This is a genomic window from Mesorhizobium sp. B2-4-15, from assembly GCF_006658505.1.
Classification (GTDB): domain Bacteria; phylum Pseudomonadota; class Alphaproteobacteria; order Rhizobiales; family Rhizobiaceae; genus Mesorhizobium.
Genome location: NZ_VFUZ01000035.1, coordinates 1 through 12,134, shown reverse-complemented (window position 1 = coordinate 12,134; position 12,134 = coordinate 1). Strand labels below are relative to the sequence as shown.

Annotated in this window: 11 protein-coding genes; 10 read left to right on the top strand and 1 reads right to left on the bottom strand. The window is 63.8% G+C overall.

Features of this window, described 5'->3' with window-relative positions; genetic code table 11:
- Position 1: 1 nt before the first annotated feature.
- The 7 genes from FJ930_RS27305 (at position 2) to FJ930_RS27275 (ending at position 7,681) form a co-directional block, all read left to right on the top strand.
- Positions 2-979 (top strand): small ribosomal subunit Rsm22 family protein, encoded by a 978-nt coding sequence (locus FJ930_RS27305; protein ID WP_141840883.1) that lies wholly within the window; start codon positions 2-4, stop codon positions 977-979.
- Positions 980-1,197: 218 nt separating this feature from the next.
- Positions 1,198-2,688, top strand: coding sequence for a replicative DNA helicase (locus FJ930_RS27300; RefSeq protein ID WP_140737945.1), 1,491 nt, complete (start codon positions 1,198-1,200; stop codon positions 2,686-2,688).
- Positions 2,689-2,805: 117 nt separating this feature from the next.
- Positions 2,806-4,209, top strand: a complete 1,404-nt coding sequence (gene radA / locus FJ930_RS27295) for a DNA repair protein RadA (RefSeq protein ID WP_140737942.1) — start codon at positions 2,806-2,808, stop codon at positions 4,207-4,209.
- 47 nt (positions 4,210-4,256) lie between these two features.
- On the top strand, positions 4,257-4,931 hold the full coding sequence (locus tag FJ930_RS27290) for a CvpA family protein (RefSeq protein WP_141840857.1): 675 nt from the start codon (positions 4,257-4,259) through the stop codon (positions 4,929-4,931).
- A gap of 105 nt (positions 4,932-5,036) precedes the next feature.
- The gene (purF, locus tag FJ930_RS27285; RefSeq protein ID WP_141840856.1) at positions 5,037-6,506 is read left to right on the top strand and encodes an amidophosphoribosyltransferase; all 1,470 of its coding nucleotides are present in this window, start codon (positions 5,037-5,039) and stop codon (positions 6,504-6,506) included.
- 47 nt (positions 6,507-6,553) lie between these two features.
- On the top strand, positions 6,554-7,294 hold the full coding sequence (locus tag FJ930_RS27280) for an SDR family NAD(P)-dependent oxidoreductase (RefSeq protein WP_140737934.1): 741 nt from the start codon (positions 6,554-6,556) through the stop codon (positions 7,292-7,294).
- 168 nt (positions 7,295-7,462) lie between these two features.
- A complete protein-coding gene (locus FJ930_RS27275) occupies positions 7,463-7,681 on the top strand; it encodes a hypothetical protein (protein ID WP_140610848.1) in 219 nt (72 codons plus the stop codon).
- A 157-nt stretch (positions 7,682-7,838) separates the two neighbouring features.
- Here FJ930_RS27275 and FJ930_RS27270 read toward each other — a convergent pair whose 3' ends face one another.
- Positions 7,839-8,345 (bottom strand): OsmC family protein, encoded by a 507-nt coding sequence (locus FJ930_RS27270; protein WP_140737931.1) that lies wholly within the window; start codon positions 8,343-8,345, stop codon positions 7,839-7,841.
- 224 nt (positions 8,346-8,569) lie between these two features.
- Between FJ930_RS27270 and FJ930_RS27265 the strand changes: the two genes are divergently transcribed.
- From FJ930_RS27265 to FJ930_RS27255, 3 genes are all read left to right on the top strand, one after another.
- Positions 8,570-10,081 (top strand): peptidase S10, encoded by a 1,512-nt coding sequence (locus tag FJ930_RS27265; protein WP_141840855.1) that lies wholly within the window; start codon positions 8,570-8,572, stop codon positions 10,079-10,081.
- A 128-nt stretch (positions 10,082-10,209) separates the two neighbouring features.
- On the top strand, positions 10,210-11,097 hold the full coding sequence (locus tag FJ930_RS27260; protein ID WP_141840854.1) for a DMT family transporter: 888 nt from the start codon (positions 10,210-10,212) through the stop codon (positions 11,095-11,097).
- 60 nt (positions 11,098-11,157) lie between these two features.
- Complete coding sequence (locus FJ930_RS27255) at positions 11,158-12,063, top strand: DMT family transporter (RefSeq protein WP_141840853.1); 906 nt, start codon at positions 11,158-11,160, stop codon at positions 12,061-12,063.
- Positions 12,064-12,134 lie beyond the last annotated feature (71 nt).

Here is a 12,134-nt window from a genome sequence, read left to right as displayed (position 1 = left end):
GATGGAACTGCCAGCTGCTCTTCGACAAGGTGTCGATCGTATCCTGGAAAGGGTTCCGCTGCCGGAATTGAAGCAGGCGGCGAAAACGCTGTCGGACCGCTACCGGGCCGAACTGCGCGATGGCCGTCTGCACGTGGCGCAAGTTATGGCGGTCAACGCCTACTTGGCGACGCGGCTTCCGGCGACCTACGCCGCGGTTCGCGCCAGTCTTGACGCATTGAATGAGGCCCGGCCGGATTTCATGCCAAAAACCTTGCTCGATGTTGGCGCTGGCCCTGGTACGGTGCTTTGGGCCACAAACGAACTCTGGCCTGATCTCGAACAAGCCGTGCTGCTGGAAGCAAGTGCCGCGGTGCGCAAGGCCGGCGAGATGCTCGCCGCCGATGCGATTGCCGCCCGAACCGTCTGGCAGGCCGGTGACGTCACGATCGACCTTGCAGACGTTGAGTCGGCAGACCTCGTCACATGCGCCTATGTTCTGGACGAGATCGTGCCGGCATCCCTGCCCAAAATGGTCGACCGGCTATGGCAGCTCACGAAAGACACATTGCTGATCGTCGAACCGGGCACGCCGGCGGGCTGGCAGCGAATTCTGAAGGTGCGCACGCAATTGATCGCGGCCGGCGCGCATCTGCTGGCGCCTTGTCCGCACCAGGCACCCTGCCCGCTCAGCCCGCCCGACTGGTGCCACTTTTCCCGCCGCGTCGCCCGCTCCCGCCTGCACCGGCTGGCCAAGGACGCCGAGGTGCCGTGGGAAGACGAGAAGTTCATCTATGTCGCCGCCTCGCGCCAGGCGGCCGCCACGCACGCCGCGCGGGTCATCGCGCCGCCGAAATCCGGCTCCGGCAAGGTGTCGTTGAAACTTTGCGAACCGGACGGAAGCGCATGTGAGAAACTCTTCACCAAACGGGATGGTGAAGAGTTCAGGCTGGCCAGGCGACTGGACTGGGGCGACGCACTCGAACGCGGCAGCAGATAAGCGGCTGATTGTTCTTGCTTTGTTCCATGGCTTTGCATAAGAATCGCGGCTTGCCGAGTCAACCAGAATCGGGACACAGGAACACTGTCCTGTGGACGGTTTGCCGTCTCTGTGAACAACGGGCATCAAAGCTGTTTGGTCGTGCGGTGATGCAGAAAGGTCAGCACGGTTTCGCCTCGTTCTGATATCGAAAGGCCGGGATCGAAATCGGGGGCATCATGGCAGAGGCAGCGCGAAAATTCGGTGTGGCGGAGCAACCGCTTTATCGCGAGGCGCCGAACAACATCGAGGCCGAGCAGGCGCTGCTTGGCGCGATTCTTGTCAACAACGATGCCTTCTACCGTGTCTCCGACTTCCTGAAACCAGGCCATTTCTACGAGCCCCTGCACCGCAGGATCTTCGAGATCGCGGCCGAGCTCATCCGCATGGGCAAGGTGGCGACGCCGATTACCTTGAAGACCTTTCTGCCGGCCGACGAGAAGGTCGGCGACATGACGGTGGCGCAATATGTCGTGCGGCTGGCGGTGGAAGCCGTCACCGTCGTCAACGCCACCGACTATGGCCGCGCCATCTATGATCTGGCGACGCGCCGCGCGTTGATCACCGTCGGCGAGGACATGGTCAACATCGCTTATGACGCGCCGGTCGACATGTCGCCTTCCGAGCAGATCGAGGACGCCGAACGCCGGCTGTTCGAACTGGCCGAAACCGGACGCTATGATGGCGGCTTCGAGAGTTTCACCGACGCGGTCAAGACCGCCGTCGACATGGCGAATGCCGCCTATATGCGCGACGGCGGTCTGTCGGGCCTCGCCACCGGCATGCGCGATCTCGACCGCCGCATGGGCGGCCTGCAACCGTCCGACCTGATCGTCCTTGCCGGCCGTCCGGGCATGGGCAAGACATCGCTCGCCACCAACATCGCCTTCAACGTCGCCGAGGCCTATGTGCCTGCACAACAGGCCGACGGCTCCTTCAAGGCGGCCAATGGCGGCGTCGTCGGGTTCTTCTCGCTCGAAATGTCGTCCGAACAGCTCGCAACCCGTATCATTTCCGAACAGACGGAAATCTCTTCCTCGAAGATCCGCCGCGGCGAAATCAGCGAGATGGATTTCGAAAAACTGGTCGCCTGTTCGCAGACCATGCAGAAGATTCCCCTTTTCATCGACCAGACCGGCGGTATCTCGATCGCGCAATTGTCTGCCCGCGCGCGCCGCCTGAAGCGCCAGCGCGGCCTCGACCTCATCGTCATCGACTACATCCAGCTGATGCAAGGATCCAGCGCCAAGGCATCGCAGAACCGCGTCCAGGAAATCACCGAGATCACCACGGGCCTGAAGGCGTTGGCAAAAGAGCTGACCGTGCCGATCATCGCGCTCTCACAGCTGTCGCGTCAGGTCGAAAGCCGCGACGACAAGCGCCCGCAGCTCTCGGACTTACGCGAATCCGGTTCGATCGAGCAGGACGCCGACGTCGTGATCTTCGTGTACCGCGAAGAATACTATCTCAAGAACCGCGAGCCGAAGCTTGGCACCGAGGAATACGTCAAGTGGGAAAACGAGATGAACGAGATGCGCGGCAAGGCCGAGGTCATCGTCGCCAAGCAGCGTCACGGACCGACGGGCACGGTCACGCTGGCCTTCCACGGTGAATTCACCCGCTTCTCCGATCTCGCCGAGGAGCATCATATTGCGGAGAGGTTCGAGTAGCTTCTTGGCTTACGTCCGCGCTCCGTCACACCCCCCTCTGTCCTGCCGGACATCTCCCCCGCAAGGGGGGTGCGCAGGAACGTCGTCAGCCAGCGATTGGCCCGTGGCGCAACGCTGATGGCCAAATCGCGCGTCCAGTTCATCTGCCAGAATTGCGGATCGGTGCATCAGCGCTGGGCCGGCAAATGCGATGCCTGCGGCGAGTGGAACACGCTGGTCGAGGAAGGCACGTCCGGCGGTATCGGCTCGGGGCCGGCCAACACACGCAATGCCCGCAAGGGCCGCGCGGTGGTGCTGACGACGCTTTCCGGCGATATCGAGGATGCGCCGCGCATCGTCTCGGGCATCGGCGAACTCGACCGCGCCACCGGTGGCGGTTTCGTGCGCGGCTCGGCGCTGCTGGTCGGCGGTGATCCCGGCATCGGCAAGTCGACGCTGCTCACCCAGGCCGCCGCCGCTCTTGCCTCGAGAGGCCACCGCATCGTCTATGTCTCGGGCGAAGAAGCCGTCGCGCAGATCAGGCTACGCGCGCAGCGCCTCGGCGTCGCGTCCACGCCAGTCGAGCTGGCGGCGGAAACCAATGTCGAGGATATCCTCGCCACCATCGCGGACGGCAAGCGCCCGGACCTGGTCATTCTCGATTCGATCCAGACGCTTTGGACCGACCTTGCCGATTCGGCGCCAGGCACCGTTACCCAGGTGCGCGCCGCCGCCCAGGCGATGATCCGTTACGCCAAATCCACAGGTGCCGCGATCGTTCTCGTCGGCCATGTCACCAAGGAAGGCCAGATCGCGGGCCCGCGCGTGGTCGAGCACATGGTCGACGGCGTGCTCTATTTCGAGGGCGAAGGCGGCCACCACTACCGCATCCTGCGCACGGTGAAGAACCGCTTCGGACCGACCGACGAGATCGGCGTCTTCGAAATGTCGGACAAGGGCTTGCGCGAAGTCTCCAACCCATCGGAGCTGTTCCTTGGCGAGCGGCATGCGAAATCGCCCGGTGCGGCCGTTTTCGCCGGCATGGAAGGCACAAGGCCCGTTCTGGTCGAGATCCAGGCGCTGGTCGCGCCGTCCTCGCTCGGCACGCCGCGCCGGGCGGTGGTCGGCTGGGATGGGGCACGGCTGTCAATGGTGCTGGCGGTGCTGGAGGCGCATTGCGGCGTTCGCTTCGGCCAGCACGACGTCTATCTCAACGTCGCCGGTGGCTACCGCATCAGCGAGCCGGCGGCCGATCTCGCGGTCGCCGCCGCACTGGTTTCCTCGCTCACCGGTCTTGCCCTTCCCGCCGATTGCGTCTATTTCGGCGAAATCAGCCTTTCGGGCGCGGTGAGGCCGGTTGCGCATGCGCAGCAGCGCCTCAAGGAAGCCGAAAAGCTGGGTTTTGGTAGCGCGGTTCTGCCCTTGGGCAGCGAGGAGCTTGCTGGAGGGATCGGGGCCGGCGCTTTCCAACCCACCGAGCTTGCCGACCTCGTGGCGCGCATAGCCGGCTCACGGCGCGGCCGCGCCGACGATGAAGAGTGACGCGGCTCGTCGAGCCGTGAAAAAGAGATCGGAGTGGGGCGAAAGACATGCCGATTACGCTGCTTGACGGAATTCTCGTCGGCTTCACCCTGGTCTCGGCGATGCTCGCCATGGTTCGCGGCTTCTCGCGCGAGGTCCTTTCGGTCGTCTCGTGGGCGGCGGCAGCGGCGGCGGCTTTCTTCTTCTACAAACCGGTTCTGCCCTACCTGAAGCCCTACATCGAAAACGAGAAGATCGCCATGGCGGCCTCCGCCGGCGTCGTCTTCATCATCGCGCTGATCGTCGTCTCGGTCATCACCATGAAGCTCGCCGACTGGATCATCGATTCCCGGATCGGCGCGCTCGACCGGACACTTGGCTTCCTCTATGGCGCCGCGCGCGGCATCCTGGTGGTGGCGGTGGCACTTTTGTTCTTCAACTGGCTGGCCGGCGCCAAGGCTCCAGCCTGGGTCACGGATGCCAAATCGCGGCCCTTGCTGGAATCGATAGGCGCCAAGATCGAGAACCTGCTGCCAGCCGACACCGAAAACGCAATCCTCAAGAAGTTCAGCCCGAAAACAGGCGCCGACACCCCGGCTGCACCCGATGCACCGGCGGCGGATGCGCCAGCGGCGGATGCGCCGACAACAGGTGACGACGCCAATGCGCCGGCTCCTGACGACAGTGACGCCGGCCCGGCGGACAACACGGCCAAGCCGGCGCCGGCAGCGCCGGCGAACTGACACCCCGAACGGGGCGCCAGAACGCGCGACCATGTGAAGGACTGCAGGCAGTGCGTTGCTTTCGACGCGCGAGCGCCTTATATGGCGATTTTAGCGGAGCTTAAGATGGCAGACGCAGACGACGTGCTTTCCGCCGAGGCCGACGACCATTTCCATGACGAATGCGGCGTGTTCGGCATATTCGGCCGGCAAGACGCGGCGGCCATCGTCACGCTGGGCCTGCATGCGCTGCAGCATCGCGGCCAGGAGGCGGCCGGTATCGTTTCCTATGACGGCACACAGTTCCATGTCGAACGCCATGTCGGCCTGATCGGCGACACATTCACCAAGCAACGCGTTATCGACAGCCTGCAAGGCAACCGGGCCATTGGTCACACACGCTACGCCACGACCGGCGGCGCCGGCATGCGCAACATCCAGCCCTTCTTCGCCGAACTCGCCGATGGCGGCTTTGCCGTTGCCCACAACGGCAATTTGACCAACGCCATGACAGTGCAGCGCGCACTGCAGAAGCAAGGCGCGATCTTCTCTTCCACTTCCGACACCGAGACGCTCCTGCATCTGGTGGCGACCAGCAAGGAACGGGATCTCAACTCGCGCTTCATCGATGCGGTACGGCAGGTCGAGGGCGCTTTTTCGCTAGTGGCGATGACAGCCAAGAAGATGATCGGCTGCCGCGATCCACTCGGTATCCGCCCGCTGGTGCTGGGCGATCTCGACGGCGCCTGGATCCTTGCCTCCGAAACCTGCGCTCTCGACATTATCGGCGCGCGTTTCGTGCGCGACCTGAAACCCGGCGAGATGGTCGTCATCACCTCCAAGGGCATTGAAAGCCTGTTTCCGTTCGAGCCGCAGAAGACCCGCTTCTGCATCTTCGAATACGTCTATTTCGCCCGGCCGGACTCTTCGGTCGAAGGCCGCAACGTTTACGAGGTGCGCAAGCGCATCGGCGCCGAACTGGCGCAGGAAAATCCGGTCGAGGCCGACATTGTCGTGCCGGTGCCGGATTCCGGCACACCGGCGGCAATCGGCTTCAGCCAGGCGGCGGGCATACCCTTCGAACTCGGCATCATCCGCAATCATTATGTCGGCCGCACCTTCATCCAGCCCGGCGATTCGATCCGCCACATGGGCGTCAAGCTGAAGCATAATGCCAACCGCCGCATGATCGAGGGCAAACGCGTGGTTCTGGTCGACGATTCGATCGTGCGCGGCACCACCAGCCAAAAGATCGTGCAGATGGTTCGTGACGCCGGCGCCAAGGAGGTGCATATGCGCATCGCCTCGCCGCCGACCAGCGCCTCCTGCTTCTACGGTGTCGACACGCCGGAGAAGTCGAAGCTTCTGGCTTCGCGCATGTCCGTGCAGGAAATGGCTGAATTCATCCGCGTCGATTCGCTCGGCTTCCTGTCGATCGACGGCCTCTACCGCGCCGTCGGCGAGGCCGGCCGCGACAATGAGCAGCCGCAATTCTGCGACGCCTGCTTCACCGGCCAGTATCCGACCCGCCTGCTCGACTTCGAAGGCCACGACAATGTGCGCACCCTGTCGCTGCTGGCGACGAGCGGGTCGTAGGATTGCCGGACCATCATCAGCCCAGCCAGACTTCCGGAATCCATCGCATGACCCTCGACCTTACCGGCCGCGTCGCGGTCGTCACCGGCGCCTCGCGCGGCATAGGCTATTTTATCGCCAGGGAACTGGCGGCCGCCGGTGCCCATGTGATTGCGGTTGCGCGCACCGTTGGCGGACTGGAAGAGCTCGACGATCAGATCAAGGCAGGCGGCGGCCAGGCAACACTGGTGCCGCTTGATCTCGCCGACATGGCCGGCATCGACCGGCTGGGCGGCGCCATCCACGAGCGCTGGGGCAAGCTCGACATCCTCGTCGCCAATGCAGGCGTGCTCGGTGTCATCTCGCCGATCGGCCATGTCGAGGCCAAGACCTTCGAAAAGGTGATGACCATCAACGTGACCTCGACTTGGCGGCTGATCCGCTCGGTCGACCCTCTGCTGCGGCTCTCGGATGCCGGCAGGGCCATCATTCTGTCTTCCAATGCCGCGCATTCGGCGCGCGCCTTCTGGGCGCCCTACGCGGCGTCCAAGGCCGCGGTCGAAACCATGATGCGCTCGTGGGCCCATGAGACGCAAAGCCTGCCGCTGCGCGTCAATGCCGCCGATCCGGGCGCCACCCGCACCGCGATGCGGGCCCAGGCCGTACCCGGCGAGGATCCCGAGACGCTGCCGCACCCTTCAGAGATCGCCAAGCGCATCGTACCGCTGGCCAGCCCCGAGTTGAAGGAGACCGGGCTGATCTTCCAGGCCAAGCACAACCGCTTCGTCGCTTACAAGCAACCGGAATAAGCTAGGGCCGCAAGACGCTGGTTCAGAAATCCGCCAGATCATCACGCGGCTGTGATTTAAGGTGGAAAGGCCGCGCCGCGGTCATGCTTTCGTCATTTCCGCGGAGTTGGTAGGATCGTAGCGACTCCCACCACAAGCGCCCGAGCTGGGCAGAACAAGGAAATTCCCATGGCTTCGACCGCAGCGTTGGTCTGGTATCTGGTAATCGCCGGCCCGCAGGGTGGCATGGTCGTGCTGCCCAGCACCTTCGACAAGCGTGAACAGTGCACCGCCGCCATCACCGAGTATCAGAAGCAGCCGACACCGACCGGCTGGTCCATACAATGCGTGCCGAGCGCCTCGCCCTTCACCGACGAGGGCGATGCCGAACAGCCGTCAGCCCAGTAAGGCTTAATCTCCGCCTTGAGGTGGAGATGGCCGGCAGGCAGAGGAGGCTCGCCGCGCACGAAGCGCCGGCCTCCTTTATTCACGAGGAAGTCGCGTCAGGACGCACCGGCACCCTCTGTCGCCCTTGGCGCCATCTCCCCCCTCGAGGGGGAGATCATCAGCGCCGGGCCGTCACCGTCAGTTCCGGCTTCTGATTGATGGTCTGGAATACCACGCAATAGCGCTCGGTCAGTTTCAGCAGTGAGTCGATACGCTCCTGCGTTTCATCCGTGTCGAGATTGAAATTGAGCCGGATGGCACGAAAACCGACCGGTGCGTCCTTGGCGACACCCAGCGTGCCGCGAAAATCAAGATCGCCTTCGGCTTCCACCCAGGCGGTGCCGAGCTTGAACTCGAGCGCCGTCGCCACCGCCTTCAGCGTTACCCCGGCGCAGGCCACCAGGGCTTCGAGCAGCATGTCGCCGGAGCACAGCTCAAGCCCTGAGCCGCCCGTTGCCGGATGCAGGCCGGCGATCGCCAGCGCCCTGCCCGTTTCCACCTTGCAAGCGATCGACTGGTCGTCGAGGCTGCCCCGGGCCTTCAGCGTGATCAGCGCACGCGAAGCATCGTCGCGGTAGACCTCCTTGAGCGGTGCCTGCATGGCCTTGAGCGCGGTGGCGTCCATTTTCATTCCTTTCGAGGGTCTTTTCGCCTTGATAGCATTGTCTGTCTTGCGAGGTATGTACAAGTCCCCGACTTGACGAAGGGACGGCGCCCCCTCTGTCCTGCCTTGCAAAGGGAGCGCGAACGGACGCGGCGGCAGCTATGCCGAACCACTGAGTTCGACGTTTCCTTTGACTTCGACCACCCCAGCCATACCTATGCGGCAGTCGTTCTCGCGGAGGCACCATGCCGCTCAAGCTGAAACTGATCCCCCTCATCGCTTTGATGGTTGCCGCGATTGCGCAGCCTGTGCTTGCCGAAACAGCGGAGCGGCCGGTGCCAACAGGCGGAGTGCTGTCGCTGCTGCCGTCACCGCAGATTACTAATCATTCGATCACGCTGGCCGGACGCAAGCTCGACTATCAGGCAAAGGCCGGCACGCTGTCGCTGCTTTCCGGCAAGGGCGAAGTCACGGCGGAGGTGTTCTATGTCGCCTATGTGCTGCAGCCGCCAGCGAGCCCGGTGAAGGAGCCAAGACGCCCCATCACCTTCGTGTTCAATGGCGGCCCGGGAGCAGCTTCCGCTTATCTGCATATCGGCGCGCTCGGCCCGCGCATAATCGCAACCGGCGCCGATGGCGAATTCCTGCCCCCGCCGCAAAGGCTGATCGACAATCCGGACAGTTGGCTCGACATGACCGACCTCGTCTTCGTCGATCCGGTCGGAACCGGCTACAGCCGTGAGGCACCGGGCCAGGACACGCATGATTTCTGGGGCGTCAATCAGGATGCCAGTTCGATGGGCGCTTTCATCCGGCTGTATCTCGCGCAGAACGGTCGCACGGGATCGCCGCTCTTCCTTGCCGGGGAAAGTTATGGCGGATTCCGGGCGGCGCTGCTGGCACGGACCCTGCAGGAAGACATCGGTGTCGGCCCGAGCGGCGTCGTGCTGATCTCGCCGGCGCTGGAATTCATGCTGGTGCTGCCCGACCAGTTCGAGCCGCTGCATTGGGCGCTCGAGCTGCCTTCGCTGGCGGCGGCACGGCTGAGTGCCGACGGCGTTACCGGCGAGGCGCTGCGGGCCAAGCTCGCCGAGGTCGAGCGATATGCATTGGGCGACTATCTCACTGCGATTGCGAACGGACTGGAAGAAGGCGGGCGAGTTGCGAGCGAGCGTGTGGCGGAAATGACCGGGCTGCCGCTCGATCTCGTGCAGCGGAATTTTGCGCGCATCCCGACCGAGTTGTTCGCAAGGGAGTTTGCCCGCGCCAGACGTAAAGTGCTCAGTCCCTATGACGCCATGATCGGCACGGCCGATATCGCACCGGAGAGCGCTCGCATTGCAGGCCCCGATCCGGTGCTCGACCGCAGCGTGCCGGCGCTGACTTCGGCTTTCGTCGGCTATGTCCGCGACGAGCTGAATTTCCACACCGACGTCAGCTATCGGCTGCTCAACGGGGAGATCACCCGCAATTGGGATTACGGCACCTCGCGGCAGGGTTATGCCGGTGTGATGAACGATCTGCAGCGGGCGCGGGCGCTCAACCCGTCGCTGGGCGTCGTGATCGTCAACGGCTATACCGACCTGGTCACACCCTATCTGGCCTCACGCTATCTGGTAAGCCAGCTGCCCTCACTTGCCGACAGCAAGCCCATTCGCCTCGATGTTGTCGAAGGTGGGCACATGATGTACTTGCGCCCGGACGGCCGGCGGGCGCTGAAGGATGCGGCCTCGGAACTCTATCAAGCCACGCAGTGAGCGCGTTGGCCCTGCCCCAACGCAAGCCTGGCGCTGGAATAGCGCCGCGCAGGCTTTCTCCCGTATAGCTGGTGGCAGCGGAGCCGACAGGGGCAGGAACCGCCTTCACGCAAGCAGTCCGACGCCGCATGGCCGATATCGCTATTCTCGAAACACGCGAAAGGGTTCTCGCCGGAATCCTTTTGACCGGCGCCGCTTACTTGCTGTTTTCGACGCAGGACGCCTCGATCAAGCTGCTGGTTACCGGCCTGACGGTCTGGCAGATCATGTTCTTCCGCAGCATCACCGTTCTCGGCGCTTGCGCGGTGATCGGCGGGCGGGCGCTGTTTGCCGACACGGTGCGCTCGCCGATCGTACGGCCGATGCTGGTGCGCAGTGCCTTCACGCTCGCCGCCTGGCTCTGTTATTATAATGCCGCGCGCAGCCTGCAGCTCGCCGAACTGACCACCGTCTATTACGCGGCCCCGATCATCGTCACCGTGCTTTCGGTGTTCTTGCTCGGCGAAACGGTGCCGTTGCTGCGTTGGCTGGCGGTATTGATCGGCTTTGCCGGCGTCTTCGTCGCTTGCGACCCCACCCATCTCGGTCTGTCCGTTCCGGTGCTGCTGGTGCTGGCGGCGGCTCTCCTATGGGCCATCGCCATCGTACTCCTGCGCAAGACCGCGCTTGCCGAGCGCTCGATGGTCCAGCTCCTTCTCAACAATTTCTATTTCCTGGTGTTTTCGGCGGCGCCGGCGCTGTTGTGGTGGCATGCGCCGGACCTGCCCCAGCTGCTGCTTCTCGCCAGCGTCGGCGCGCTCGGCGGCCTGGCGCAATATCTTCTCTTCGAAGGCATGAAACGTACGCCGGCATCGATCCTCGCCCCACTCGAATACAGCTCGCTGTTGTGGGCGTTCGCGCTCGGCTTCGCGATCTGGGGCGACGTGCCGCGCCGCGAGGTTTTCCTGGGCGCCGCCCTTATCGTCGCCGCCGGCCTGCTGATCGTGGGCGGCGAGCATTTCCGCAAGCGGTTGTGATGTGGATGGCCTCCACTGCTGACATGACGATGGCAGGACATGACGGGATAGGCTGGCGGCATGACTGACATGGCGGCTACGACCGAGACCACCGAGCGCACGCTTGGCATAATATTGGTGTCGTCATCGGCTGCCGTGTTCGGCCTGACCGGTGTGCTGACCAAGTCGATCCATGCCGATCCGCTGACGATCACCTGCTGGCGCGGCTTTGTCGGCTCGATCCTGATCAGCCTCTATGTGCTGTGGCGCCGTCACCGCTCGGGCAACCGTGAAACACTGCGGCTTGGCTGGCGCGGCTGGCTGCTGGCGGTGGAGGGCGCGCTGGCCAGCATTGCCTTCATTTCCGCCTTCAAGTTCACTTTCGTCGCCAATGTCGCGGTCATCTATGCGACGTCGCCTTTCATTGCCGCCGTGCTGGCCTGGGTGCTGATGCGCGAACCTTTCCGCCTGCAGACGATGGTCGCGGCCGCCGTCTCGTTATGCGGCGTGGCTATGATGGTCTGGTCGGGATTCGGCACCGGAAAGCTGTTCGGCGACGGGCTGGCGCTGCTGATGACGATTGGCAGCGCGCTCTACATGATCATGGTGCGCGCCTTCCGCGACACGCCCGTGGTGTGGGCCGGCGCGGTTTCGGCCTTCCTGTTGTTCATACTCGGCTGGTTTGTCAGCGATCCCCTGGCTGTCTCTGCAAGGGACGCCGTTCTGCTTGTCACGTTCGGCGCTTCCTTCGCATTGGCTTCCATCCTGTGGACGGAGGGCGCGCGGCTTATCCCAGCGCCTGAATCCGGCCTGCTCGGCTCGGCGGAAGTGCCGTTCGCGATCCTGTTTGCCTTCCTGTTCCTGGCCGAGATCCCACCGATGGCCAGCATGATCGGCGGCGCCATCGTGCTCTGCGCGGTGTTCGCCCATGCTGGCCGCGACTGGCTGGCGGCCCGCTCCCAGCAGGTTGCGTCAAATGTTTCTTAAAAAAGTGACACGGTCACGGAACCATTACCGGACTCGGACATTATTTGTGCGACGGGTCACCCCCCCAAGTC

Coding starts and splice junctions, on each gene's coding strand:
- FJ930_RS27270 (WP_140737931.1), bottom strand. CDS start 8,345: ATGGACGCCACCGCGCTCAAGGCCATGCAGGCACCGCTCAAGGAGGTC.
- purF (WP_141840856.1), top strand. CDS start 5,037: ATGGCAGACGCAGACGACGTGCTTTCCGCCGAGGCCGACGACCATTTC.
- FJ930_RS27290 (WP_141840857.1), top strand. CDS start 4,257: ATGCCGATTACGCTGCTTGACGGAATTCTCGTCGGCTTCACCCTGGTC.
- FJ930_RS27305 (WP_141840883.1), top strand. CDS start 2: ATGGAACTGCCAGCTGCTCTTCGACAAGGTGTCGATCGTATCCTGGAA.
- FJ930_RS27255 (WP_141840853.1), top strand. CDS start 11,158: ATGACTGACATGGCGGCTACGACCGAGACCACCGAGCGCACGCTTGGC.
- FJ930_RS27260 (WP_141840854.1), top strand. CDS start 10,210: ATGGCCGATATCGCTATTCTCGAAACACGCGAAAGGGTTCTCGCCGGA.
- FJ930_RS27280 (WP_140737934.1), top strand. CDS start 6,554: ATGACCCTCGACCTTACCGGCCGCGTCGCGGTCGTCACCGGCGCCTCG.
- FJ930_RS27265 (WP_141840855.1), top strand. CDS start 8,570: ATGCCGCTCAAGCTGAAACTGATCCCCCTCATCGCTTTGATGGTTGCC.
- radA (WP_140737942.1), top strand. CDS start 2,806: ATGGCCAAATCGCGCGTCCAGTTCATCTGCCAGAATTGCGGATCGGTG.
- FJ930_RS27275 (WP_140610848.1), top strand. CDS start 7,463: ATGGCTTCGACCGCAGCGTTGGTCTGGTATCTGGTAATCGCCGGCCCG.
- FJ930_RS27300 (WP_140737945.1), top strand. CDS start 1,198: ATGGCAGAGGCAGCGCGAAAATTCGGTGTGGCGGAGCAACCGCTTTAT.